Here is a 24,909-nt window from a genome sequence, read left to right on the forward strand (position 1 = left end):
CTTAGGCTTCCAGCAGGACGAGGGGCTCGCCGAACTCGACCGGCTGGGCGTCGCCGACCAGGATCTCGGCCACGACGCCGTCGCGCGGGGCCTGGATCGGGTTCATGGTCTTCATGGCTTCGACGATCAGCAGGGTCTGACCCTTCTTGACCTTGTCGCCGGGCTGGACGAAGGCCGGGGCTTCCGGCGAGGCCTGCAGATAGGCGGTGCCGACCATCGGCGACTTCACCTCTTCGCCGGCGCGGGCGACGATGGTGGCCGGGTCCGACGGCATGGAGACCGGAGCAGCGGCGGCTGCGGGCGCAGCGGCCGGAGCCGGGGCGGCGGCGTACTGGACCGGGGCGGCGTGCATGGTGATCTCGCGCGCCACGCGGATGCGCAGCTCGCCGCGCTCGACCTCGACCTCGGTCAGGTCGGTTTCGTTCAGGATCTCGGCCAGCTGGCGAACCAGGGCGGCGTCGATCTCGGCGTGTTTCTTGTCATCGGCCATTGCGGTGCGCCTTTGTCTTTCGTCTTGGAATGCGAACGGGTCGGCCCTCAGGCGCGTTCCCGAACCTTGGTGAGAGCCGCCTGGACGGCCAGTTCATAGCCGACCGCGCCGAAACCGGCGATGACGCCGGTCGCCGCGGACGACACATAGGAGTGATGACGGAACGCCTCGCGCGCCGCCGGATTGGACAGATGAAGCTCGATCACCGGGATCGACAACGTCTTCAATGCGTCGTGCAGGGCGACCGACGTGTGGCCATAGGCCGCCGGGTTGATGATCAGGGCCTGCGCGCTCTCACGCGCCTCCTGGATCCAGTCGACCAGGACGCCTTCGTGGTTGGTCTGACGGAACACGATCCGGGCGTCGCCCGCGGCCTTCATGCAGCGCTGTTCGATGTCCGCGAGTGTGTCGCGACCATAGATTTCCGGCTCCCTCACCCCGAGAAGGTTGAGATTGGGGCCGTTCAGCACATAGATGACGGACGTGTCGGACATCGGTTCTCGAATCGAGGCTCCGGAATCGGGCGACCTCTGACGGTTCAGGGGCGGCCTTGTAGCTTAGGCGCGGCGCGGGTCAAAGCGCAGCGTGGAAACGGGTTGACCTAACGTCATGCGCGCGGGCGTCAACGGATTTCCCGTCGCAGGGGGCGTGAAGAGCGGGGAAAAGGGGGAGGGCGGACGGTTTGGAGGGCCGCAGTCGGGGCGGCGGTGGGGCGAGAATAGACTCAACCCACTGCAAAAAATGGAGTCTATTTTCGTACAATCTTCGGGGTGGGGCGACAGGGAGCGCCTGCCTGGAGCGAGGGCGGGTCTGGCGAGGAGGATTCAGTTTTCAAAGACCCGGCCATGATGGCACGGTTTTGAGGCGTGGTAGGTCGATTGTTGAGTGTGGGCGTCAGGGGTTTGAAAAGGCGGGGGTTCGTTTTTGAAAATGGGATGCGAAGCGGGCTTCAATCTCGCTTCACCTATAATTGTCGTCGGAAATGTTGGCTGAGATTTTAAAGCAGACCTATAATTCATCACGTAGGATTTTAAGTCACGAATAGATTGGCGAATGACTACATCTAAGCCTCAGAATCCACCCAAGCGACACCACTTTGTGCCGAAGTTTTTGCTCAAAAACTGGTGCGATGTTCAGGGACGGCTCGTGTTGTACCGAAAGGTCCATAACGGCAAGGTGGTGCGGGACCGCGTAGCCGCTAAGAGCGTGGGTTATGAGGATGACCTCTACACTTTTGAAGAGTTAGGCCCCGACGCTACCATTATCGAAACCAAACTGATGAGCCCTCTCGATGACCGTGCGGGCAAGATCGTTGCCAGCCTGATCGAGAGCGGAGGCCATGAGCTCACCGAGCCAGAAATGATTTGGTGGAGCCACTTCCTGCTGAGCATGATCATGAGGACACCAGAGAGTGTGAAGAGCCTCAAAGCTGTTGCTCTGGAAATGTGGGATGCACCAAACGCCAAGATACAGGCAGACTATCTCAACCTGAAAACGGATAACGACCCAGCCACGTTCGAAGAATGGGCCTCTCAGGACGACGGCGAAGGCGGCCACCTCTTAGGCGTTAAGCTTCTGAATAGCCTGACTATGAACATGGCCGTCGCCGGACATATCCGCACGATGTCTTGGTCTGTAATGAGCTTGGATACGGGCTTGCCGCCGCTGCTTACAAGCGACCGTGCGCTCTTCAGCAGCAACGGCATCAAAAAGCGGAACGGTCAGTTGTTGCTCCCCCTTGGTCCCCGTCACTTGTTCTGTGCATTTCACGATAAGAATTTTGAGGCTGAGATTCAGGCCGAGCCTGCCGATCACCTGGTTGATATGGCACGGAAGCTCGTCACCGTAAGAGCGCAGGCACACGTCTATGCCGACAATATGAAGGAGACAGCCTTCGTGTCGAAATGGATGGGGTATGAGAAGTCCGCATCGATCGGTGAAGTGCTCGCGAATAACTGGAAAGCCAAGCATACCTCCGTCGCGAGCCCACCTTCCGCGAAGCAGTAGGTTCCAGAGCGGCCTTCGTAAAAAGCATGGAAGGATGCCCTCCGTGCCGAAACGCGTTATGTCAGGTGCAGAACCGCCGGAGTGAAAGCCCAGCTTTTCCACCCCGCGCATTTAGGCATCGAGGCAGACGGTTTGCGTATTCAAGTCAACGGCGATCCACGCGAGGTCTATGCGACGACCGTGACGGAGCTGGTCCAGGAACTGGCGCTGGACCCCCGCAAGGTGGCGGTCGAGCGCAATCTGGAGATCGTGCCCCGGTCGCTGCACGCCGTCACCGCCCTGGCCGAGGGGGACCGGATCGAGCTGGTCCAGTTCGTCGGCGGCGGGTGATCAGACCGCAAGTGGCGTCGGGTCAGGCGTGCTTGGCTATAAGCAGCTCATCGGCTCACGCCGTCTTCATCGACGGCGTCTCCATAGAACATGGCCTCGATCTCGGCCTGTCCCATGGTGTCGAAGTCATCCGGCACTAGGATTTCGCCCTTCATGAATCCTAGGCGGCGTGAGGTATCGACCGGCTTGGCGTTCAACCCCTCCAGCCTTACCAACGGCTTTCCGGCTTCAGTGATAATGAAGGATTCCCCCTTGGCTGCCTCCTCGACGAGGCGGAGCAGGTGGATTTTGGCCTCTTCGATATCGACGGACTTCATCACGTCGCTCCGGCGGCTCGTAATCCGATCACTTTAGTTTATCGGGCGGGGTACGACAACGATCCGCCCTTTCGCATCGGGCGCGACAGGACTAGGTCACCACCCATGACCGATACAGCCCCCGAAACCTGGTCCGTCGCCGGCCGCACCTTCAACTCGCGCCTGATCGTGGGCACCGGCAAATACGCCGACTACGCCCAGAACGCCGCCGCCGCCGAGGCGGCGGGGGCCGAGATCGTGACCGTGGCCGTGCGCCGGGTGAACCTGACCGATCCGAACCAGCCGATGCTGGTCGACTATGTGAAGCCCGACCGGTTCACCTTCCTGCCCAACACCGCCGGCTGTTTCACCGGCGAGGACGCGGTGCGCACCCTGCGCCTGGCGCGCGAGGCGGGGGGCTGGAGCCTGGTCAAGCTGGAGGTGCTGTCCAACACCGCCCACCTGTATCCCGACATGATCGAGACGCTGCGGGCGCTGGACCTTCTGATCAAGGACGGCTTCGACGTCATGGTCTATTGCACAGACGACGTGGTCATGGCCAAGCGTCTGGAAGACGCCGGCGCCGCCGCCATCATGCCGGCCGCCGCGCCCATCGGCTCGGGCCTGGGCATCCAGAACGAGGTCAATGTGCGGCTGATCGTCGAACAGGCCAAGGTGCCGGTTCTGGTAGACGCCGGCGTGGGCACGGCCTCTGACGCGACCCGGGCGATGGAGCTGGGCTGCGACGCCGTGCTGATGAACACCGCCATCGCCGGGGCCAAGGATCCGATCCTCATGGCGCGGGCGATGAAGCATGCCGTGATCGCGGGGCGCGACGCCTATCTGGCGGGGCGGATGCCGAAGCGGATGTATGCGGATCCGTCGTCGCCGCTGGCGGGTTTGATTTAGGGAACTTCATAGACCCTCTCCCGCTTGCGGGAGAGGTGTCGCGTCGATCGGCGAAGCCGATCCAGCGACGGAGAGGGAAGTCTCGTCCAGAAGATGACTTCCCCCATCGTCAGGCGTGTCGCTACGCGCCACGACCTGACACTTCCCCCGCAAGCGGGGGAAAATCGCGGGCGCCAGACCCTACCAATCCAGCGCCGCCTCGCCCCTCAGGATCGCCTCGGCCTCGGGCGTGTGTTTGGCCCCCGAGCGATCATGCAGCACCAGGGGCGGCAGCAGGCGCAGGGGGGCCTTGCCGGTCTTGATCGCCTGGACCAGCACGCGTTTGGCCGGCTCGTCGGCGAAGGGCTGGACCGGGCGGATGGCGAAGGAGCCGGCCTTTTCGCCCAGCAGGGTCAGCAGGTCCGCCAGACGGTCGGCCCGGTGGATGATCACGATCCGGCCGCCCTCGCGCACCGCTTTCAGCAGCAGGCCGGTCCAGGCGGACAGGCCGTCGTCGGCCATCCAGGCGCCCTGTTTGCCGGGCGCCGGGGCGCGCAGGGCGCCGGGGTCGTCGAAGAAGGGCGGGTTCGACACGGCCCAGTCGAACGGGGGCAGGTCCAAGGGACGGAACCCGTCGGCCACGTCGCCGTCGAGAATCCTGATTCGATCAGTAGAATGATTCAGGTCGGCGTTCTCGCGCGCGAGGCCAGCGGCGACCGAATCGCGCTCCAGCCCGGTCAGCGAAACTCCGGCATGACGGGCCGCAATCTGCATCAGCACGGCCCCGGCGCCGCAGCCCGCCTCGAACAGGCGGTCGCCAGAACGGGGAGCGACGGCGGCGGCCAACAAGGCTGCATCCATGCCCGCCCGATAGCCGCGTGCGGGCTGACGCAGGCGGACACGCCCGTCCAGAAGAGCGTTCTCGACGACATCCGGGGCGGCGGGAGCCATGTCCAAGCCTCAATCTCCTTGACCCTCCGTGGGCCTATCACCATTGTGCGCCGCATCGCGATCCGGCAAGCGGACGCGGTCGGAATTGCCTGACGCGGCCCAGGTCGCGCGACGTGTGAAAGAATATCCCTTGGACGCAGTCCTCGCCGCCTCTCCCCGTCCGAAGGGGGATGTGAACGCCCTCGTCCGGCTGGCCGGAACCGACATGGCCGAGGTGGATGCATTGATCATCGATCGGATGCAGTCGGATGTGCCGATCATCCCCAAACTGGCCGAACACCTGGTTTCGGCCGGGGGCAAGCGCCTGCGGCCCCTGCTGACCGTCGCCGCCGCCCGCGCCTCTGGCGCCGAGGGCGACATCCTGTCGCCGAAGAAGCTGGCCGCCGCGGTCGAGTTCATTCACACCGCCACCCTGTTGCACGACGACATCGTCGACGCCTCCGAACTACGGCGCGGCAAGGTCGCGGCCCACCTGATCTGGGGCGCGCCCACCAGTGTTCTGGTCGGCGACTTCCTGTTCGCCCGCGCCTTCGAACTGATGGTCGAGACCGATTCGATGCGGGCCCTGGGGATCCTGGCCCAGGCGTCGCGGGTGATCTCCGAGGGCGAGGTTCTGCAATTGACCCGCGCCCATGATCTGAACCTGGATCAGGCCACCTATCTGCAGATCATCTCGGCCAAGACCGCCGAACTGTTCGCCGCCGCCGCCGAGGCGGGGGCGGTGGGCGCCGGCGCCGATCCGGCCGCGACCCAGGCTCTGCGCGACTACGGCATGGCCCTGGGCATCGCCTTCCAGCTGGCAGACGACGCCCTGGACTATGGCGCGACCGCCGAGGCCCTGGGCAAGAACGCCGGCGACGACTTCAACGAGGGCAAGGCCACCCTGCCGCTGCTGCTGGCCGTGGCCCGCACCCGGGGCCGCGAGGACGATTTCTGGGAGCGGACCGTGACCAAGGGCGAACGCACGCCCGAGGACTTCGCCCGCGCCCGCGAACTGGTGGTCGGTTCCGGCGCCATCGGCGCGACCCTGGATCTGGCCGGCGACTATGCCGATCAGGCCAAGGCCGCCCTGTCGGCCCTGCCGGCGTCGGACTGGCGCGCGGCCCTGGAAGACCTGGCCGATTTCGCCGTTTCGCGTGCCGCCTGAACCCGATCCGGCGGCGGTGGCGGGAACCCTGGACGCCCAGGTTCGCGCCGCCGATCTGGACCGCTGGCTGTCCAGCCGCCTGGTCGCCGACGCGCGCGCCCGCGCCGATCTGATCACGCTCTACGCCTTCGAGGCCGAGCTGATGTCGATCCCCGCGCGCGTGACCCAGCCCTTGCTGGCCGAGATGCGCTACACTTGGTGGGCGGAACAGCTGGACGGGGTCTTCGCCGGGATCCCCCGCAAGGGCCATCCGGTGCTGGAGGCCCTGACCGACCTGGTCGTCCGCCACGCCCTGGACCGCGCCCCCCTCGACGCCCTGATCGAGGCCCATATCGGCCGCGTCCACGGCGAGCCCCACGACCTGGACGCCTTCTACGTCGGTCCGATGCAGGCGGCGGTCCAGGTGCTGGCCGGTCCGGGTCATGCCGACAAGGTGGTCGAGGCCGGGCGGGTGCGGGGGCTGGGGCAGGTCGGGCGGATCAACGAGGCGAAGGCCGCGCGGCCCAAGGCCAACGCCGCCTTGAAGGGCTTGCCGGCCGAGGGGTTCCCGGCCGTGGCCTCGGCCGCCCTGACGACGCCCGACGAGCCGGAACCGGTCAAGCGCCTGCGACTGATCTGGGCGACGGTGCGCGGACGGGTTTAGCCCGCGTCCCGCCAGGCCTTCAGGCTTTCCATCGCCCGGATGCTCTGCAGCCGCTTCTTGGCCCGGCCGCGTTCCTTCGGGTGGATGCGTTTGCCGTCTTCATCGACCTTGGGCGCCTCAAGCGGCGGCAGCAGGCCGTAGTTGATGTTCATCGGCTGGAATTTCGAGCCTTCCAGGTGTCCGCCGGTGATGTGTTCGACCAGGGCGCCCATGGCGGTCTCGGGCGGGGGCGCCGACAGGTCGAGGCCCAGCGCTTGTGCGGCGGCGAGGCGGCCGGTCAGCAGGCCCATGGCCGCGCTCTCGACATAGCCCTCGACCCCCGTGACCTGGCCGGCGAAGCGCAGACGGGGCATGGCCTTCAGCCGCAGCTGCTTGTCCAGCAACTGGGGACTGTTCAGATAGGTGTTGCGGTGCAGGCCGCCCAGACGCGCGAACTGGGCGTTCTGCAGGCCAGGGATCATGCGGAAGACCTCGGCCTGGACGCCGTGCTTCAGCTTGGTCTGGAAGCCCACCATGTTGAACAGGGTGCCCAGGGCGTTGTCCTGGCGCAGCTGGACGATGGCGTAGGCCTTGACCAGCGGGTCGCGCGGGTTGGTCAGGCCTACGGGCTTCATCGGGCCGTGGCGCAGGGTCTCGCGGCCGCGTTCGGCCATGACCTCGATCGGCAGGCAGCCGTCGAAATAGGGCACGTGCTCCCAGTCCTTGAACTCGGCCTTGGGGCCGTTCAGCAGGGCGTCGATGAAGGCCTCATACTGGGGCTTGTCCATCGGGCAGTTGACGTAGGCGGCGGCGTCTCCGCCCGGGCCTTCCTTGTCATAGCGCGACTGACGCCAGGCGATGTCGAAATCGATGCTGTCGGCGTGGACGATGGGGGCGATGGCGTCGAAGAAGCTGAGGCTTTCCTCGCCCGTGGCCTTCAGGATGGCCTCGGCCAGGGCGGGCGAGGTCAGAGGGCCGGTGGCGACAATCACATTGTCCCAATCCTCAGGCGGCAGGCCGCCGATCTCCTCGCGGACGATGGTGATCAGCGGGTGGGCCGCCAGTTTCGCCGTCACGGCGGCGGAGAAGGCGTCACGGTCCACGGCCAGGGCGCCGCCTGCCGGCACCTGGTTGACGTCGCCGCAGGCCATGATGATCGAGTCCAGCGCCCGCATCTCGGCGTGCAGCAGGCCGACGGCGTTGTATTCCCAATCGTCCGACCGGAAGGAGTTGGAGCAGACCAGTTCGGCCAGGCCGTCGGTCTGGTGAGCGTCGGTCTTTACGCCTGGGACGCCGCGCATCTCGTGCAGGATCACGGACACGCCGGCCTGGGCGATCTGCCAGGCGGCCTCCGAGCCGGCGAGGCCGCCGCCGATGACGTGAATAGGGGAAGGAGAGGGGGAAGCAGTCATCGCGGCCTTCTAGCGGTCGTCTGGCGTGATGTCATGATCCCCTGCTATGTCTGAGGCGGGGATATGGGGCGATGATCGTGACGAACGACAGGCGATTGCGGCTGGGCGAGGCGCTGAAGGCGTCGGTCGTCGGCCTGGTCAGGGCGTGGCGTTGGGCCTGGGCCGCCATGGCGGTCTGCGCCCTTGTGTGGGCCGCGCGACCCTTCATGGTCGGCGTCCTGGGCTGGGTTTGGGCGGCGGCGGCGTTGGTCGCCGGCCTCATCCTGATCGGCGCCCTGGCGCGCACGGCGATCAGCGACGACCGAAACGACGCGCGGCGGCTGGGCCTGGGGGCGGCGGGTCTGCAACTGGGTTTGCCTGAACTGCGCCTGCTGGGCGCCGCCCTGCTGTGTTCGGTCTTCATGGCCATGATACTGTCGGTCGTGGCCCTGGTGCTGCTGGCCGTGTTCGGCATGGCCGAGCTGAACGCCGAGGCGATCCGCCTGCGGGACTGGGCGGCGGTGGGTCCGATCTGGAAACTGGTCCTGCTGGCGGTCGTGACCCTGCTGGCCTTCTACGGCGTGCTGGTGATGGTCGTGCGCCTGTCGCTGTTCGCCCCGGCCACCCTGGGGCGCGGACACATGGTGTCCCTGAACAGCATGGGGATCGCCCAGGGCAGTTTCCGGCCTCTGCTGGGCGGACTGGTCGTGGTCGTGGGCCTGCCGATCCTGGGACCGCTGATTCTGACGGGGGCGGGCCTGCCATCCGGCGTGGCGACGTGGATCGTGTGGGCGGTGGTGATCTCCGCGTTCGAGGCGCCCCTGGCTCTGGCTTTCCTGGGTGCGGCCTATCGCAGACTCGAGTACTGGACACCGCAAGGAGCTCCCCATGACTGAGACATTTTCCATCGGCGAGGCCATGGCGACGCCGGGACGCGTGATCCGGCGCCATCCCATGGCGGTCTTCGTCTGGGGATTTCTGATGATGGGCTTCAGCCTGTTGGCTGTGGCTCTGATGTTCGGAACCCTGGCGGACCTGCCCCTGACGGACGGCGCCGAACCGCCGCCGGAAATGTTCGGGAAACTGATGGCGGTTCAGGGCCTGTCCATGCTGCTGAACGTCGGACAGGCCGTGTTGGCGGTTGTGATCTGGGCGGCGACCATGCGGGCGACGTTGATGATCGGCCGGCCCGACCGAACCTTCTTCCTGCGCGCCGGGATGGACGAACTGCGGCTGGTGGTCGTGGGGCTGGCGCTGTTTGTCGGGGCCTATATCGCCGTGATCATTCTGGTGCTGCTGGGCGCGGCCCTGGTCGCCACCCTGTGGCAGGCCAATGAGGCGGCGGCGATGATCGGCGGCTTCGTTCTGGTGCTGGGTCTGATCGCGCTGGTCGTCGTCGCCATGGCGCGGCTGTCCCTCATCGCGCCCGCCACCCTGATCCTGAAACGGTTCGCCTTCGTCGAGGGCTGGGCCCTGGGCCGCGGGCGCACCCTGCCGTTGCTGGGCCTGCTGGTCTGCACCTGGCTGGTCTATCTGGTCGTCTATTTCGTCCTGGCCTTCGTCGTGATCGTCGCCCTGTTCGCCAGCGGTGTTCTCGCGGACATCACGGCCCAGTCGCCTCCCGCCACCCTGGGCGAGCTGTTTCCATCGCCGCCGGTGTTGGCGACGGTGGCCGGGCTGATGCTTGTGCCCGGCGGCTTTGTCTACGGGGCGGTCATGACCCTGCTCAGCGCGCCCTTCGCCTCCGCCTGCCGTCAGCTTCTGGATGGGCCGTCCGGCGCCGTATTCGCCGCAGCGACGTCGCCCGCCGCCACCTCGGCGGGCGACGCGGCCGACACGATGGTCTAGGATCGCGCCAATCTGATCTGGAGTGCAGCATGAGCTTTTCCGCCACCGACGCGGCGTTCGAAGGATTTCGGGTGGTGCGTCGCCATCCGGTGACAGCCCTGATCTGGGGTCTGGCCTATCTGGTCCTGTATGTGGCGACTTTCGGTCTGGGCGCCGGCCAATGGGCCGCGATCATGGCCTCGGCCCAGACGCTGGAACAGTCGTCCAATCCGTCGCCTGAGGAGATGATGGCCCTGGGGCAGGCCTATATGGGCCTGCTCGTCTGGTTGGCGCCCCTGGGCCTGGTGATCGGGGCTGTGCTCAGCGCCGCCGTGGCGCGGTCGGTGCTGCGGCCCGCCGAGAACGCCTGGGGCTATCTGCGGTTGGGCATGGACGAGGTTCGGGTGTTCGCGGTCACGCTGGCGATCGGGGTGATCGTCGGGCTTTTGTGCGGGGTGCTTTCCGCCATCGTCGTGACCGTGTTCGGCCTCGGGGTCGCCTCGGGTCAGGCGGTCATGTATCTGCTCGCCTTGATCCTGGGCTTGGCCGCAGCGGCTCTCGTGATCTGGCTTTCGATCAAGCTCTGCCTGGCCGTGCCGATGACGATCGACCGGCGCAAGTTCACCCTGTTCGAGTCGTTCAAGGCCACCAACGGCCAGTTCTGGCCCCTGCTGGGCATGACGATCATCGCCGTGATCATGAGCCTGATCGTCAGCATTCTTGGCACGATCATCAGCGCGGGCACGGATCTGGCGACCGGCGGCATCTCTGTTCTGGCGGGCATGGAAGGCCTGTCCACCCTGGATGTCCTGGCCCGCGCCTGGCCCGCCATCCTGGTCTGGTCCGTGGTCAACGCCCTGATGTCCGCCCTGCAGCTGGCGGTGCTCTATGCGCCCTTCTCGGCGGCGTGGCAGGGTCTGCGGGACCGCTGAACCGACCCGCAAACCGGCGGTGAAGGCGTCAGGCCGACGCCTTCACCCGCTTCTTCTTCACAGGTTCACCCACCGACCCCCCAAGCGCCGCGACCCGCGCCTTGCGGCGGGTCTCGTGCCGGTCCAGCACCTCCTTGAGGTATTTGCCGGTCCAGCTGGCGGCGTTGTCCGCCACCTGTTCCGGCGTGCCGACCGCGACGATCTCGCCGCCGCCGTCGCCGCCTTCGGGGCCGAAGTCGAGCAGGTAGTCGGCGACCTTGATGACATCCAGATTGTGCTCGATCACCACGATGGTGTTGCCGGCCTCGACCAGTTCCTGAAGCACTTCCAGCAGTTTGCGGGTGTCCTCGAAATGCAGGCCGGTGGTCGGCTCGTCGAGGATGTAGAGGGTGCGGCCGGTGGCGCGCTTTGACAGTTCCTTGGACAGCTTGACCCGCTGGGCCTCGCCGCCGGACAGGGTGGTCGCCGGCTGGCCGACCTTGACATAGCCCAGGCCCACGCGCTCCAGCGTCAGCATCTTGTCGCGGATCGGCGGCACGGCCTTGAAGAAGGTCGCCGCCTCCTCGACCGTCATGTCCAGCACGTCCGAGATGGACTTGCCCTTGAACACGATCTCCAGGGTCTCGCGGTTGTAGCGTTTGCCCTTGCAGACGTCGCAGGTGACATAGACGTCGGGCAGGAAGTGCATCTCGATCTTGATGACGCCGTCGCCCTGGCAGGCCTCGCAGCGGCCGCCCTTGACGTTGAAGCTGAACCGGCCGGGGCCATAGCCGCGCGCCTTGGACTCCGGCAGACCGGCGTACCAGTCGCGGATGGGGCCGAAGGCCCCGGTGTAGGTCGCCGGGTTCGAGCGCGGGGTGCGGCCGATCGGTGACTGATCGATGTCGATGACCTTGTCGAAATGCTCCAGCCCCTCGATCCGGTCGAAGGGGGCCGGGGCGTCCGACGCATTGTTCAGGCGACGCGCGGCGGCCTTGTACAGGGTCTCGATGGTGAAGGTGGACTTGCCGCCGCCGGACACGCCCGTGATGCAGGTGAAGACGCCGACGGGGATTTCGCCGGTCACGCTCTTCAGATTGTTGCCGCTGGCGCCGCTGATCTTCAGCATCCGCTTGCGGTCGATGGGACGGCGGCCGTCGACGGGGATCTCGATCTCGCGCTCGCCGGTCAGGTATTTACCGGTCAGGGAGTTGGGATTGGCCATGACCTCGGCGGGCGTGCCCTCGGCGCAGACCGTGCCGCCGTGGACGCCGGCGGCGGGGCCCATGTCGATGACATAGTCGGCGGTCAGGATGGCTTCCTCGTCATGCTCGACCACCAGGACCGAGTTGCCGAGGTCGCGCAGCCCCTTCAGGCTTTCCAGCAGGCGGGTGTTGTCGCGCTGGTGCAGGCCGATGGAGGGCTCGTCCAGCACATAGAGGACGCCGGTCAGGCCCGAACCGATCTGCGACGCCAGACGGATGCGCTGGCTCTCTCCGCCCGACAGGGTGCCGGAGGATCGAGACAGCGACAGATAGTCGAGGCCGACGTTGTTGAGGAATCGCAGCCGGTCGCCGATCTCCTTCAGGATGCGCCGGCCGATCTCCATCTGCTTGTCGCTGAGCGCCTCGGGCAGGGCCTGGACCCAGTCGTAGGCCTTCTTGATGGACAGGGTGGAGATGTCGGCGATATCCTCGCCCCCGACCTTGACCGCCAGGGCCTCGGGCTTCAGCCGCTTGCCGTGGCAGGCGTCGCACGGGGTCTCGGACTGGTAGCGGGCCAGTTCCTCGCGCACCCAGGCGCTGTCGGTCTCGCGCCAGCGACGCTCCAGGTTCGGCAGCACGCCCTCGAACGGCTTGAACACCTCGTATTTGCGGGCGTTGTCGTCGTAGGTGAATTTGATCTTCTCGGCGCCGGTTCCATAAAGGATCGCCTTGTGCGCCTGGGCCGGAAGCTCGCGCCAGGCCACGTCCATCGAGAAGCCGTAGTGGCGGCTGAGCGACTGCAGCGTCTGGGTGTAGAGGGGCGAGGGGCCGCGCGCCCATGGGGCGACGGCGCCCTTGTGCAGGCTCTTGTCGCGATCCGGGATCACCAGATCGGCGTCGAAGGCCAGCTTGACGCCCAGGCCGTCGCAGACCGGGCAGGCGCCGAAGGGATTGTTGAACGAGAACAGCCGCGGCTCGATCTCGGAGATGGTGAATCCGGACACGGGGCAGGCGAACCGTTCGGAGAACAGCAGGCTGCGCGGCGCGGTCTCGCCCTCGGCCGTACTCGCCCATTCCGCGTTGGCGATGCCGTCGGCCAGACCCAGGGCGGTCTGGAGACTGTCGGCGTAGCGGGCTTCCTGGTCAGGCTTGGTGACGATCCGGTCCACGACGATGTCGATGTCGTGCTTGAACTTCTTGTCCAGGGTGGGGGCTTCGTCGATCGGATAGAATTGGCCGTCGATCTTCAGCCGCTGGAAGCCCTGGCGCTGCCACTCGGCGATTTCCTTCTTGTACTCGCCCTTGCGGCCCCGAACGACGGGGGCCAGCAGCAGTATGCGTTCGCCGTCCGGCAGGGCCGTCAGCTTGTCGACCATCTGGCTGATGGTCTGGCTCTCGATCGGCAGGCCGGTGGCCGGGGAATAGGGGACGCCGACCCGCGCCCATAGCAGGCGCATATAGTCGTGGATCTCGGTGACCGTGCCGACGGTCGAGCGCGGGTTCTTCGACGTGGTCTTCTGCTCGATGGAGATGGCCGGCGACAGGCCCTCGATCAAATCCACGTCCGGCTTGCCCATCAGCTCCAGGAACTGGCGCGCATAGGCCGACAGGCTCTCGACATAGCGGCGCTGGCCTTCGGCGTAGATGGTGTCGAACGCCAGGGACGACTTGCCCGAGCCTGACAGGCCGGTCATCACCACCAGCTGTTCGCGGGGGATGTCGAGGTCCACGCCCTTGAGATTATGCTCGCGGGCGCCGCGAACGCGGATGAAGTTGTGCTTTTCGGTCATGCTGTCCGGGAACGCGGGAAGGGCCGGGCGGGTCCGGCGCGACATCGCTATATGGGGATGAATCGCAGGATTGAAGCAAGAACAATGTGGGAACATTGCGGCGCTGGGCGCGGTGAGTTATCGTCGCGCCATGGCCGAGGGTTTCGACATCCACCTGAACGAAGATCAGGCGCGGCGGCTGAAGGCGGCGGCCGAGGCGGCGGGCGTGGAACCGACGGCCTATGCTTTGCAACTGATGGACGGCGTGATCGGGGAAATCAGCATCGCGGGGGTCAGCGAGCACCCCGCCGCATGGGTCGCGGAAGATGAGGAAAGGTGGGCGGAATATGAGCGGACCGGCGTGACAGTGCCGCTCGAGGACGCTCTTCGCGATTTTCACGAAAATCTAGCCCGACGGTTGGCCGAGAAGCGGTGAAGTATCGGGTTCGCTTGTTGCCGCCTGCGCGCAGCGATCTGATCCGCGTTTCCAACTTCCTCGCGGATGTGGCGCCGAACGCCGCCTTAAGGGCCGCCGACGCTCTTGATGAGGCTCTGAGGACCCTGGAGCTGTTTCCGCAACGTGCGGCCAAAACTGGTTTTGGGACGAGGGAACTGGTCGTTCCATTTGGACAGGCAGGCTATATTGTTCGTTATCGCGTCGAGCGGGCGAATGTCGTCGTGATGCGCATCTTCCATACGCGGGAAGACCGCCGCTGATCCTACTCCGGCGCCCAAGCCTGCGTCGGCCGGACGAACCGTTCGCCCTTGGCCAGCATCACCCCGTTGGCGGTGGCGATCCCAAGCTCCAGGCTTTCGGCGATGCGGCGGGCGCGTTCGGTGAAGTGGTCGGCGGCGACGGGGGGGCAAAGGTCGCGGGCCGTCTCGGCGAAAACCTCCAGCCAGCGATCGAAATGGCGGGCGTCGATGGGCAGGGGCAGGTGCTTCGGCATAGGTCGCCCCTGATAGACCCCAGTCGACAGGGCGACGGACGACCAGAATAGTTTCATCTGCGCCAGGTGCGGCGCCCAGTCGGTGATGCGGTCGGCGAAGATCGGGCCGATCAGGCGGTCGTCACGGACGCGGGCGTAGAAGGTCTCGACCAGGGCGTCGATCATCGCCTCGTCTATGCCGGTCTCGTCGCGCAAACGCTGGACGGCGGCTTCGCGGCGGGCGGCGGCGCCGGCGGGGTCTTCGATGCGGAAACGGCTTTCCATGGAGCCGTCCTAGCGGTCTGGCGAGCAGATCGCCACTGGACCGACGGTCCACCCTGGAAGGGAGGGTTCACGCGGCCGTGTTCGCTTCAGGGGCGACGCGGACTTGCACATCGCACAAATACGACCCATCCTCTTGTCTCTGACGAGTTTTGAGCAGGAGGCTCGAAGATCATGATCATCGCACTGGCAACCGGTTCCGCCCTGTCCGCCATGCTGCTCGTGATCCTCCATGCCAACCAGCCCAAGCCGAAGCGCGTTCCCGTCCGCGCTCGCGACCCTCGACAAGGTCGCCGCTAGAACGCCCGCCGGCGTCACGCTTTTCGACAATCTGAGCCTGACGTTCGGGCCTGAGCGCACCGGCGTCGTCGGTCGCAACGGCGCGGGCAAGAGCACCCTGTTGCGCTTGATCTCGGGCGATCTGTCGCCGGCCGAGGGCGCGGTGACGCGCGTCGGGACGATCGGCGTGCTGGATCAGCGCCATGATCCTGCGCCGGGCGAGACGGTCGCCCAAACGCTGGGCGTCGGCGAAGCCCTGGCGGTGATCGAACGGGCGTTGGCCGGCGAGGGCGACGCGGAAGATCTCGCGAACGCGGACTGGACGCTAGAACTGCGGATCGCCGAGATTCTGGCCGAGGTCGGGCTGGCGGACCTGGCCATGGACCGGGCGACGATCAGTCTGAGCGGCGGCGAACAGACCCGGCTGCGGCTCGCCGGCCTGCTGCTGGCGCGGCCGGACCTGATCCTGCTGGACGAGCCGACCAATCATCTGGATGTCGGGGCGCGGCGACTGATCGCCGAGGTGCTGGGCCGCTGGGACGGCGGGGCGGTGGTGGTGAGCCATGACCGCGATCTGCTGCGGCGCATGGACCGGATCGTCGAGGTCTCCGGTCTGGGCGTGACCGTATACGGCGGGAACTACGACCTCTTCGCCGAGCGCAAGGCGACCGAGCGGGCGGCTGCGGAACGCGATCTGGCGGGCGCCGAACGGACGGCCGCCAGGGTGGGGGCGGACGCCCAGCGCCGTGCGGAGATGAAGGCGCGGCGCGACGCAGCCGGACGGCGCAAGGGCGCCAAGGGCGACATGCCGAAGATCCTGATCGGCGCGAGGGCGGAGCGGGCCGAGAACAGCGGCGCCGGCGACCGGCAGCTGGCGGCGCGGCAAGCCGCGGAGGCGGAGGCGGCCCTGGCGTCGGCGCGCGAGCGGGTTGAGCGCACCCGCGCCCTGTCGATCCCCATGCCATCGAGCGGGCTGGCTTCAGGGCGGACCTTGCTGGTTCTGGACGATGCGACCTGGGAGACGCCGCAGGGGCGCACTGTGGTGGGGCCGGTCAGCCTGCGGCTGACGGGGCCGGAACGGGTCGCGATCACAGGGCCGAACGGGGCCGGCAAGACGACCCTGCTGCGACTGATCCATGGGGCGCTGGAACCGACGACCGGGCGAGTGGAGCGGCCGTGTCGGGCGGTGCTGCTGGATCAGGAGGCTACGATCCTGAAACCGGATGAAACCTTGGTCGAGGCCTGGCGACGGCTCAATCCTGAGGGCTCGGTCAACGACGCCCAGGCGGCGCTGGCGCGGTTCCTGTTCCGGAATGTAGCGGCGCATCGCGAAGTCGGCGCGCTGTCGGGCGGCGAGCGGCTACGGGCGGCCCTGGCCTGCGTCATGACAGGGGCCAAGCCGCCGCAACTGCTGATTCTGGACGAGCCGACCAATCACCTGGACCTCGATTCCGTCGCCGCCGTGGAAGTCGCGCTGCGGGCCTACGACGGCGCCCTGATCGTGGTCAGTCATGACGCCGACTTTCTGGACGCCATTGGGATCGAGCGGACGATAGCACTCTAGCCGATCCCGCCCGTCTGGCGCAGCCCCTCCCACAGGGCGATGCCTGCGGTGACCGACAGGTTCAGCGAACGCGCTTCAGGACGCAGCGGAATCAGCACGCGGGCGTCGACGGCGGCGTGGACATAGTCCGGCGCGCCGGATGTTTCCTTGCCAAACAGAAGCGTGTCGTCGGGGTGAAAGACGAAATCGGACAGGGGCGTCGCGCCGCGGGTGGTGAACAGAATCAGCCGGCCGGCGGGGCGGTCGCGCTGAAACGCATCCCAGTCGGCGTGCCGGGTCATGTGCGACAAAGGACCATAGTCGAGCGCCGCTCGCTTCATGGCGCGGTCGTCGAAACGAAAGCCCGTAGGCTCCACGACGTGCAGTTCCACCCCGAAACAGGCCGACAGCCGGATGCAGGCGCCGACGTTCTGAGGAATGTCCGGTTGAAAAAGAGCGAGACGCATTCTAATCCCTAGATATACGCGGCCTGGGGGTTTGTCGCGGTCTGTCTGCGAACGTTTCGCAAGAAACGTCAGCGACTTGCGGCCTTAGGCCGCAAATACAGACCGAGGGGAATACTGGGTCTCGCTTTTAGGGTTCGTGCCGCAAAAGAGGAGCGCCAATACAGGCGGTCCCGGCGGTTTTCGAGAGGTGAAACGTGGCCGAGACGGGTGTGATTCCGGAAGGCGAGGGCGATCCGAATCGCCGCGACTTCATCCATATCGCAGCGGGCGCCGCTGCGGTCGGCGCCGGGGCGATGATCGCCTGGCCGCTGATCAACCAGATGAACCCCGCCGCCGACACCCTGGCCCTGGCTTCGATCGAGTTCGATCTGACCAAGGTGCAGGAAGGCCAGCAGGTCGTGATCAAATGGCAGGGCAAGCCGGTCTTCGTGCGCTATCGCACTCCGGCCGAACTGCAGCGCGTCATCGCCGACGATCACGCATCGGACCTGAAACAGCCCCAGACGGACGCCGAGCGCACCAAGCCAGGCCACGAGAAATATCTGGTCGTGGTCGGATCCTGCACCCACCTGGGCTGCGTGCCGACCTTTGGCGCCGGCGACTACGGCGGCTGGTTCTGCCCCTGCCACGGTTCGCACTATGATGCGTCCGGGCGGATCAGGAAGGGGCCCGCGCCTCTGAACCTGGTGGTGCCCGACTATGAATTTGCGTCCGACACTCGCGTCAAGATCGGGTGAGGGCCAGGGGGAGGAAATGAGCGAACACGAATCCACCTACGTCCCTAAGACGGGCGTCGAGAAGTGGCTGGACACCCGGCTGCCGATCATCCGCTTCGGCGCAGACTACATGTCGCTGCCGACACCCAGAAACCTGAACTACTGGTGGACCTTCGGCGGCATCCTGGCCTTGTGCCTGATGACGCAGATCGTCACCGGCATTGTTCTGGCCATGCACTATACGCCGCACGTCGACCTGGCCTTCGCCTCGGTCGAGCGGATCATGCGCGACGTCAACGGCGGCTGGCTGATCCGCTATGTGCACGCCAACGGCGCGTCGATGTTCTTCATCGCCGTCTATCTGCACATGCTGCGGGGGCTGTACTACGGCTCGTACAAGGCGCCGCGCGAGATGATCTGGATCATCGGCTGCGTGATCTTCTTCCTGATGATCGCCACCGCCTTCCTGGGCTACGTCCTGCCCTGGGGCCAGATGTCCTTCTGGGGCGCCGAGGTGATCACCAATCTGATCGGGGCCATCCCGGTGATCGGCGAGCCGATCCTGATCTGGCTGCGCGGCGGACCGGCGATCGACAATGCGACGCTGAACCGCTTCTTCTCGCTGCACTATCTGCTGCCCTTCGCCATATTGGGCTGCGTCGTCCTGCACCTGTGGGCGCTGCACTCGGCGGGTCAGAACAATCCGGTCGGCATCCTGATCCCCAAGGATCGGACGAAGAAGGACATGCTGCCCTTCCACCCCTATTTCACGCTGAAGGACGGGTTCGCGATCATCCTGTTCCTGCTGCTGTTCGCGATCTTCGTCTTCTATCAGCCGAACGCCCTGGGCCACGCCGACAACTATATCCCGGCCAATCCGCTGCAGACGCCGGCGCACATCGTGCCCGAGTGGTACATGCTGCCCTTCTACGCCATCCTGCGCGCCATCCCGGACAAGTTCGGCGGCGTGGTGGCCATGTTCAGCGCCATCGGCGTGCTGTTCGTCCTGCCCTGGCTGGACACGTCCAGGGTGCGGTCGATGCGGTATCGCCCGACCATGCGCGCCTTCTTCTTCATCTTCTTGGCGGTCGGCGTGGGCCTGGGCTGGTGCGGTGGTCAGCTGCCAGACGCGCCGGTCTTTTCGGCCGTCGCGGGCTTCAATTTGGGAGACGGCAACATCAACTCCTATCTGTGGCTGACGCGGCTGTTGACGGCCTATTACTTCCTCTTCTTCCTGGTGATCCTACCGTTCGTGGGGTTGAAGGAGACGCCTCTGCCGATCCCGGCGACCATCTCCGAACCGGTCCTGACCGGCGCCCACGCGATGCCGGCCGCTGCGCCGGCCTCGCCCGAGAAGAAGGGGTGAGGGCCATGATGACCGTGAAAACCAACGCCTCGATGTCCAGGCTCATCGCCTCGGCGGCTGTAGCTTTCGGCCTGCTGGCCGCGGCCCCGGCCCTGGCTGCTGGCGGGGCCGCTCATCCGCGCTCGGGCGGGTTCAGCTTCGAAGGACCGTTCGGCGTCTATGACCAGGGCCAGCTTCAGCGCGGCTACAAGGTCTATCAGGAGGTTTGCGCCGCCTGCCACAGCATGAACCTGATGCACTATCGCAATCTGGGTGATCGCCACGGGCCGTTCTGGAATCCGAAATATCCGAACCCGAACGACAATCCGGTGGTCAAGGCCCTGGCCAAGGAGGTCCAGGTCCCGGACATCGACAGCGAGACCGGTGAACCGATCCAGCGCGACGCCACTCCGGCCGACAAGTTCCGCAGCCCATATCCGAACGCCACGGCCGCCGCCGCAGGCAACGGCGGAGCGGCGCCGCCTGATCTGTCGGTGATGGCCAAGGCCCGCCACGACGGCGCCAACTATATCTACTCGCTGCTGTCGGGCTATCGCGCGGCGCCGGCGGGCCTGACCATCCGAGAGGGGCAGCATTACAACCCCTATATGGCCGGCGACCTGACGCCCTTCTGGACGGGGGACAAGCACCATGTGCCGGAGGGGGGCTTCATCGCCATGCCGCCGCCGCTTCGGAACGGCCAGGTGACCTATGACGACGGGTCGCCCCAGACGGTGGACCAGTACGCCAAGGATGTGGCCGCCTTCATCGCCTGGACGTCCGAACCGAAGATGGTCGAGCGCAAACAGGCCGGTTTCGGTGTGATCATTTTCCTGCTGATCTTCGCCGGCCTCACCTACGCCAGCTATCGCCGCGTCTGGAAGGGCGTCGCCCACTAGGCGCAGGTTCAAATGACCTGATCATCAGCCCGCCGAAGTCCGCTTCGGCGGGCTTTTGTTTGCGACAAATGGCGCGTGACACGGAATCGACATGATGGATTTCGCCCCCTAGGGTCGGCGACTTCATTTCCGGCTGTGGGGCCTCGTGTTCATGCGTATCGTCTCTTCTTTCGCCGCCGTGCTGATGGCCGGCGTCACCCTTTCCGCCTGCGCCACCGCCGGAGCGGATCAGGCCGCGCCGTCCTTCGACGCCGCGCGGATTTCGGAGGATATCCGCGTCCTGTCGAGCGACGCCTATGAGGGACGCGGCATCGCCACCCCAGCTGAAGAGAAGGTCGTCCAGTACCTGAGCGCTCAATATGCGGCCGCCGGTTTCGAGCCGGGCGGTCCCAACGGCCAGTGGACCCAGGACGTCATCCTGAACCGTTTCGTCCAGTCCAACGTCCATGCCTCGCTGAAGCTGGGGGACTGGAGCCTGCCGATGCCCCAGGGCCGCGAGGTGGCCATTTCCACCCGCCGTCCGGCCGAGCATGTCAGCCTGAAGGACGCGCCCCTGGTCTTCGTCGGCTATGGCATCACCGCGCCCGAGCGGAACTGGAACGACTTCAAGGACCAGGACTTGCGCGGCAAGATCCTGGTCGTCCTGGTCAATGACGCCGATTTCGAGGAGCCGGCGCTGAACACCTTCGGCGGCAAGGCCATGACCTATTACGGCCGCTGGACCTACAAGTACGAGGAGGCCGCCAAGCACGGGGCGGCGGGCGTGCTGATCGTGCACGAGACGGCGCCGGCCTCTTACGGCTGGGCGACGGTCGCCAACTCCTGGGGCGTGCCGCAGTTCGACATCCTGCGTCCCAATGCGGCGGCCGAGCGGGTGCCGATGGAGGGCTGGATTCAGCGCGATGTGGCGGTGGACCTGTTCCGCCGCGCGGGGCTGGATTTCGATGCGCTGAAGGTCCAGGCACGCAGCCGCGACTTCCAGCCCGTGGCCCTGACCGGCGCGTCCTTCTCGACCGAGTTCGACGTGGCGACCAACCAGGTCACCAGCCACAATGTCATCGCCCGCCTGCCGGGCACGACCCATCCGGACGAGACGGTGCTGTACACCGCACACTGGGACCATATCGGCATGGGCGAGCCGGACGCGACGGGCGACCGGATCTTCAACGGCGCCGTCGACAACGCCTCGGGCACCGCCGGCCTGCTGGAACTGGCGCGGATGTACGGACGCGCCCCTCGCACCGAACGCTCTGTCGTTATGATCAGCTTCACCGGCGAGGAAAGCGGTCTGCTGGGTTCGGAATACTACGCCGTGAACCCGGTCTATCCGCTGCCCAGGACGGTGGGCGGGTTCAACATGGATTCGATGAACGTCTATGGCCGTGTCACGGGGCTGGGCGTCACCGGATACGGCCAGTCCGATTTCGATGAGCGGTTGGCCGTCGCGATCCAGTCACAAGGCCGCAGTCTGGTCCCGGACTACGAGAACGCGGCCGGCACCTATTATCGCTCGGACCACTTCCCCCTGGCCAAGCGCGGCGTGCCCATGGCCTACGCCGGCAGCCGGGGCGACTTCCGCGATGAACCGATCGCCGAACGCCAGGCTGCGCGCGCTGAATACGGCGCCAAACGCTATCACCAGGCGGCGGACGAATGGTCGCCGGACTGGGACTACAGCGGCATGATCGAGGATCTGACGGTCTTCTATGATGTCGGTCGCGCCCTGGCGAACGGCCGGGACTGGCCAGAATGGAAGACCGGGTCCGAGTTCGGCCCCGTGCGGGCCACGACGGCGTCCGAGCGTCGCTGATATCTGTGAAAACCGGGGGCCGGGACGCGATCCTGGCCCCCTGTCTATTCGTCTGTTCGAGCCGCCCGCATGATCCTTCGTCGTTCCCCCTTCATCGCCCTGGCGGCGCTGGTCCTGACCGCCTGCGCAGGCGCGTCCGTCAGGCCGCCGCCCGCCCGGCTGGACGCCTTCGCCACGGCCTCGGCGGCGACGCCGCAGTTCAGCGCCCAGCGTCTGTCCGGCCACATCAAGTACCTGGCCTCCGACGAGTTGGAGGGCCGCTTCCCCGGCCTGATCGGCGAGCAACTGACTCTGGCCTATCTCCAGCGCCAGTATGAGGCCATGGGGCTGGAGCCGGGCGGACGGGACGGGTCCTGGCTGCAACCGGTCGATCTGGTGCGGTTCACGCCGGAGCGTGCGCCGACGGCCGCCTGGACCGGCACCGACGGCGTCCGTCACGCCCTGGTTTCGGGAACGGACATCACCCTGCGCGCGGGACCGGCCGATCCGATCGTCAAGATCGACGGTGCGCCGCTGGTCTTCGCCGGCTATGGCATCGTGGCTCCGGAGCGGGGTTGGGACGACTATGGCGACGCCGACCTGACGGGCAAGGTGGTGGTGATCCTGCGCGCCCAGCCCGACGCCCTGGGCGTCGATCCGAACTTCTACGGCTCGGGCACGCACAAGACTCAGGAGGCGCTGAAGCGCGGCGCCGTCGGTGTAATCAGTCTCCAGGAGAATGACGGTCGCTGGCGTCGCGCCGTCGGCGGCGCGACCCGGCCGCAGATGACGGTCAAGGGCGCAAAGGATGCGCGATTCACCGGATCCATCAGCCCGGCGACGGGGACCGCCCTTGGCGGAGATCTTCTGACGGAGGGCCTGGCGCGCGCCAAGACGGGCGGCCTGGGCGGGGTGGTGGACCTGGGCGTGCGGCTGGATGTCGATATCGCTGAAACGACCGAGGTCATTCACTCGAACAATCTGCTGGCCAGGATCCCCGGGACGACGCGGCCCGATGAATATGTCGTCTATTCCGCGCACTGGGACCATGTCGGCAAGGCCAAGGAGCCGAACGCCGAGGGCGACGCCATCTTCAACGGCGCCTGGGACAACGCCTCGGGCACGGCGGGCCTGATCGAGATGGCGCGCGCCTTCAAGGCCGGGCCGGCGCCGGAACGGACGGTGGTCTTCCTGCACGTCACGGCCGAGGAACAGGGACTGCTGGGCTCGGAAGCCTATGCCGCCGATCCGGTCTATCCGCTGGCGAAGACGGCGGCGGACATCAATATCGACATGCTGCCCTTCACCCCGGCGACGCGCGACGTGGCGGTGTTCGGCGTCGGCAAGTCGGAGCTGGAAGACATCCTGGGCCGGTTCGCCGCCGTGCAGGGCCGCACGGTGACCGGCGACGGCTATCCGCAGGAAGGTTTCTACTACCGCTCCGACCATTTCAACTTCGCCGCAGGCGGGGTGCCGGCCCTGATGCCGTGGAGCGGTCGTGACTTCGTAGAGGGCGGGCTGGAGGCGGGCACGCCGTACTACGAGGCCCAGATGGCGCGCTATTATCACAAGCTGACCGACGACTGGCGGGCCGACTACGACTTCACCGCGGCCGTCCAGAACCTGGATCTGCTGTACCGGCTGGGGCTGACGGTGGCCGACAGCGAGACCTGGCCGGCCTGGAAACCCAGCGCGGAATTCAACGCCATCCGCGACGCCAGCGCCGATCAGCGGCGCTAAATACGAAAACGGCGGCCCGGAGGGGAGCCCGGGCCGCCGTCGATCATCCGTCGCTGGCCTTAGCGGTCAGCGGGCGGATGTCGCCTCGGCGATCAGGACGCGCGCCTGGGCGATCGCGTCCGCCTCTATGGTTTCGCCGTCGGCCAGGGACTGGGCCAGGTCCATCAGCGGCGCGCCGGTGACGGAGCCGGTCTGGGCCTCCTGCTGCAGATGGACGCCGTTTCCGGCGACGATGGCGTCATCCCAGGCCTGGCGCACGGCGGCCCAGAAGCCCTGGGTCCTGGCCCAATAGGCGTCGCCGGCCGCAGGGGAATAGCCGGTCGACCGGTCATAGGTGTTGATCACGTCCTCCTGGACCACGGCGACCGGCGCGCCGCCCGCCTTGCCCGACATTTTCACATTGTCCTGGATATGGACCCAGCCGTTCGGCGTCAGGATGTGGCGGTTGCTCGCCAGATAGCGGTCATAGACGGGGTTCCGCACCGCATCGCGCCGCGCCAGCGGCCGCCAGGTCGGGTTGGACGTCCAGGCCGACAGGCCGTTGTCATAGGTCCAGCGACCGACGCCGCCGTAACGGGGCGAGTCGTCGGTCTGCCACACGGTCTGGGACCAGGCGCCCTGGCGCTGATCGGCCGGGACGGGCGTCAGCACCCACTGGTTCGGCCCGGCGTAGGTCAGCACCGTTTGAGGCTGATAGACCCAGTCCTGACGCCAGTGCTTGATGACGATGACCTGGCCCTCATGCTCCATGACCAGGATGTGTTGCAGACTGATCCGGTCGCCCTGGTCATAGACGACGCGGACGATCTCGCTGCCGCCCGACAGCTGCTCCTCCAGCGGGTCGTAGTCGGCCTGGAAGCTGACGTTCTCGCGCATGTCGAAATGGACGCGGTACTGGCCGGCCTGGGCCAGGATCGACTGGCGATCCCGTTCGAAGGCGCTGGCGGGGGTGGAAGCCGCAGCCGGAGCGACGGCTCCGGTTTCCAGCGCCTGGGCGGCGGGCGCAGCGGCGGTCAGCAGGGCGGCGGCGATCAGGATGGCGCGCATGGGACGGGGGCTCTTGATGTGGGGGATGTGCATGGTCGC

The 24,909-nt window shown here is 66.5% G+C and carries 25 protein-coding genes; 16 read left to right on the top strand and 9 right to left on the bottom strand.

Features of this window, described 5'->3' with window-relative positions; translation table 11 throughout:
- Nucleotide 1: 1 nt before the first annotated feature.
- Entirely contained in the window at nucleotides 2–490 is a 489-nt protein-coding gene (gene accB / locus AC07NC_RS00780) for an acetyl-CoA carboxylase biotin carboxyl carrier protein (RefSeq protein ID WP_494568284.1), read from the bottom strand.
- 47 nt (nucleotides 491–537) lie between these two features.
- Nucleotides 538–984: a type II 3-dehydroquinate dehydratase gene (gene aroQ, locus AC07NC_RS00785; RefSeq protein WP_008260693.1), complete on the bottom strand. Its 447-nt coding sequence runs from the start codon at nucleotides 982–984 to the stop codon at nucleotides 538–540.
- 559 nt (nucleotides 985–1,543) lie between these two features.
- Between aroQ and AC07NC_RS00790 the strand changes: the two genes are divergently transcribed.
- Both AC07NC_RS00790 and thiS read left to right on the top strand, forming a co-directional pair.
- Nucleotides 1,544–2,497: a DUF4238 domain-containing protein gene (locus AC07NC_RS00790; protein WP_494568285.1), complete on the top strand. Its 954-nt coding sequence runs from the start codon at nucleotides 1,544–1,546 to the stop codon at nucleotides 2,495–2,497.
- Between the two features lie 132 nt (nucleotides 2,498–2,629).
- Nucleotides 2,630–2,827, top strand: a complete 198-nt coding sequence (gene thiS, locus AC07NC_RS00795; RefSeq protein ID WP_492099100.1) for a sulfur carrier protein ThiS — start codon at nucleotides 2,630–2,632, stop codon at nucleotides 2,825–2,827.
- A 47-nt stretch (nucleotides 2,828–2,874) separates the two neighbouring features.
- Here the strand turns inward: thiS and AC07NC_RS00800 are convergent, their stop codons facing one another.
- Complete coding sequence (locus AC07NC_RS00800) at nucleotides 2,875–3,144, bottom strand: type II toxin-antitoxin system Phd/YefM family antitoxin (protein WP_494568286.1); 270 nt, start codon at nucleotides 3,142–3,144, stop codon at nucleotides 2,875–2,877.
- A 105-nt stretch (nucleotides 3,145–3,249) separates the two neighbouring features.
- Here AC07NC_RS00800 and AC07NC_RS00805 point away from each other — a divergent pair, with 105 nt between their 5' ends.
- The gene (locus AC07NC_RS00805) at nucleotides 3,250–4,032 is read left to right on the top strand and encodes a HisA/HisF-related TIM barrel protein (protein WP_494568287.1); all 783 of its coding nucleotides are present in this window, start codon (nucleotides 3,250–3,252) and stop codon (nucleotides 4,030–4,032) included.
- A 180-nt stretch (nucleotides 4,033–4,212) separates the two neighbouring features.
- On the opposite strand, the gene AC07NC_RS00810 is transcribed toward AC07NC_RS00805, so the two are convergent.
- A complete protein-coding gene (locus AC07NC_RS00810) occupies nucleotides 4,213–4,962 on the bottom strand; it encodes a tRNA1(Val) (adenine(37)-N6)-methyltransferase (protein WP_494568288.1) in 750 nt (249 codons plus the stop codon).
- Nucleotides 4,963–5,092: 130 nt separating this feature from the next.
- On the opposite strand from AC07NC_RS00810, the gene AC07NC_RS00815 reads away from it, so the two are divergent.
- Together AC07NC_RS00815 and AC07NC_RS00820 are read left to right on the top strand one after the other, a co-directional pair.
- Nucleotides 5,093–6,109 (top strand): polyprenyl synthetase family protein, encoded by a 1,017-nt coding sequence (locus AC07NC_RS00815; RefSeq protein ID WP_494568289.1) that lies wholly within the window; start codon nucleotides 5,093–5,095, stop codon nucleotides 6,107–6,109.
- Nucleotides 6,099–6,752, top strand: a complete 654-nt coding sequence (locus AC07NC_RS00820; RefSeq protein ID WP_494568290.1) for a squalene/phytoene synthase family protein — start codon at nucleotides 6,099–6,101, stop codon at nucleotides 6,750–6,752. Before AC07NC_RS00815 ends, AC07NC_RS00820 begins: the two co-directional genes overlap by 11 nt.
- Here the strand turns inward: AC07NC_RS00820 and trmFO are convergent.
- A complete protein-coding gene (gene trmFO, locus AC07NC_RS00825) occupies nucleotides 6,749–8,143 on the bottom strand; it encodes a methylenetetrahydrofolate--tRNA-(uracil(54)-C(5))-methyltransferase (FADH(2)-oxidizing) TrmFO (protein WP_494568291.1) in 1,395 nt (464 codons plus the stop codon). The two genes, AC07NC_RS00820 and trmFO, sit on opposite strands and share 4 nt — an antisense overlap.
- 71 nt (nucleotides 8,144–8,214) lie before the next feature.
- Between trmFO and AC07NC_RS00830 the strand changes: the two genes are divergently transcribed.
- Genes AC07NC_RS00830 through AC07NC_RS00840 form a run of 3 tightly spaced genes read left to right on the top strand, consistent with a single transcriptional unit; the run spans nucleotide 8,215 to nucleotide 10,881 of the window.
- Entirely contained in the window at nucleotides 8,215–9,018 is an 804-nt protein-coding gene (locus AC07NC_RS00830; RefSeq protein ID WP_494568292.1) for a hypothetical protein, read from the top strand.
- Nucleotides 9,011–9,970, top strand: coding sequence for a hypothetical protein (locus tag AC07NC_RS00835; RefSeq protein WP_494568293.1), 960 nt, complete (start codon nucleotides 9,011–9,013; stop codon nucleotides 9,968–9,970). The genes AC07NC_RS00830 and AC07NC_RS00835 overlap by 8 nt, the downstream gene beginning before the upstream one ends.
- Before the next feature lie 29 nt (nucleotides 9,971–9,999).
- A complete protein-coding gene (locus tag AC07NC_RS00840) occupies nucleotides 10,000–10,881 on the top strand; it encodes a hypothetical protein (RefSeq protein WP_494568294.1) in 882 nt (293 codons plus the stop codon).
- A 28-nt stretch (nucleotides 10,882–10,909) separates the two neighbouring features.
- On the opposite strand, the gene uvrA is transcribed toward AC07NC_RS00840, so the two are convergent.
- Entirely contained in the window at nucleotides 10,910–13,855 is a 2,946-nt protein-coding gene (gene uvrA / locus AC07NC_RS00845; protein ID WP_494568295.1) for an excinuclease ABC subunit UvrA, read from the bottom strand.
- Between the two features lie 70 nt (nucleotides 13,856–13,925).
- On the opposite strand from uvrA, the gene AC07NC_RS00850 reads away from it, so the two are divergent.
- The gene (locus AC07NC_RS00850) at nucleotides 13,926–14,270 is read left to right on the top strand and encodes a hypothetical protein (protein ID WP_494568296.1); all 345 of its coding nucleotides are present in this window, start codon (nucleotides 13,926–13,928) and stop codon (nucleotides 14,268–14,270) included.
- On the top strand, nucleotides 14,267–14,551 hold the full coding sequence (locus AC07NC_RS00855) for a type II toxin-antitoxin system RelE/ParE family toxin (protein ID WP_494568297.1): 285 nt from the start codon (nucleotides 14,267–14,269) through the stop codon (nucleotides 14,549–14,551). Before AC07NC_RS00850 ends, AC07NC_RS00855 begins: the two co-directional genes overlap by 4 nt.
- A gap of 2 nt (nucleotides 14,552–14,553) precedes the next feature.
- Here AC07NC_RS00855 and AC07NC_RS00860 read toward each other — a convergent pair whose 3' ends face one another.
- Complete coding sequence (locus tag AC07NC_RS00860) at nucleotides 14,554–15,048, bottom strand: group III truncated hemoglobin (RefSeq protein WP_494568298.1); 495 nt, start codon at nucleotides 15,046–15,048, stop codon at nucleotides 14,554–14,556.
- A 229-nt stretch (nucleotides 15,049–15,277) separates the two neighbouring features.
- Between AC07NC_RS00860 and AC07NC_RS00865 the strand changes: the two genes are divergently transcribed.
- A complete protein-coding gene (locus tag AC07NC_RS00865) occupies nucleotides 15,278–16,888 on the top strand; it encodes an ABC-F family ATP-binding cassette domain-containing protein (protein WP_494568299.1) in 1,611 nt (536 codons plus the stop codon).
- Here the strand turns inward: AC07NC_RS00865 and AC07NC_RS00870 are convergent.
- Nucleotides 16,885–17,334: a tRNA (cytidine(34)-2'-O)-methyltransferase gene (locus tag AC07NC_RS00870; protein WP_494568300.1), complete on the bottom strand. Its 450-nt coding sequence runs from the start codon at nucleotides 17,332–17,334 to the stop codon at nucleotides 16,885–16,887. The genes AC07NC_RS00865 and AC07NC_RS00870 overlap by 4 nt on opposite strands.
- A gap of 194 nt (nucleotides 17,335–17,528) precedes the next feature.
- Here AC07NC_RS00870 and petA point away from each other — a divergent pair, with 194 nt between their 5' ends.
- From petA to AC07NC_RS00895, 5 genes are all read left to right on the top strand, one after another.
- A complete protein-coding gene (petA, locus tag AC07NC_RS00875) occupies nucleotides 17,529–18,071 on the top strand; it encodes a ubiquinol-cytochrome c reductase iron-sulfur subunit (protein ID WP_008260246.1) in 543 nt (180 codons plus the stop codon).
- A 16-nt stretch (nucleotides 18,072–18,087) separates the two neighbouring features.
- The gene (locus AC07NC_RS00880; protein WP_494568301.1) at nucleotides 18,088–19,416 is read left to right on the top strand and encodes a cytochrome b; all 1,329 of its coding nucleotides are present in this window, start codon (nucleotides 18,088–18,090) and stop codon (nucleotides 19,414–19,416) included.
- 5 nt (nucleotides 19,417–19,421) lie between these two features.
- The gene (locus tag AC07NC_RS00885; protein WP_008261999.1) at nucleotides 19,422–20,294 is read left to right on the top strand and encodes a cytochrome c1; all 873 of its coding nucleotides are present in this window, start codon (nucleotides 19,422–19,424) and stop codon (nucleotides 20,292–20,294) included.
- A gap of 151 nt (nucleotides 20,295–20,445) precedes the next feature.
- A complete protein-coding gene (locus tag AC07NC_RS00890) occupies nucleotides 20,446–22,104 on the top strand; it encodes a M28 family metallopeptidase (protein WP_494568302.1) in 1,659 nt (552 codons plus the stop codon).
- A 69-nt stretch (nucleotides 22,105–22,173) separates the two neighbouring features.
- Nucleotides 22,174–23,823, top strand: a complete 1,650-nt coding sequence (locus tag AC07NC_RS00895) for a M28 family peptidase (protein WP_494568303.1) — start codon at nucleotides 22,174–22,176, stop codon at nucleotides 23,821–23,823.
- A 66-nt stretch (nucleotides 23,824–23,889) separates the two neighbouring features.
- Here AC07NC_RS00895 and AC07NC_RS00900 read toward each other — a convergent pair whose 3' ends face one another.
- The gene (locus AC07NC_RS00900; protein ID WP_494568304.1) at nucleotides 23,890–24,903 is read right to left on the bottom strand and encodes a DUF6607 family protein; all 1,014 of its coding nucleotides are present in this window, start codon (nucleotides 24,901–24,903) and stop codon (nucleotides 23,890–23,892) included.
- Between the last annotated feature and the right edge of the window lie 6 nt (nucleotides 24,904–24,909).

The sequence above is a fragment of the Brevundimonas sp. GW821-FHT10A07 genome (genome assembly GCF_059415785.1).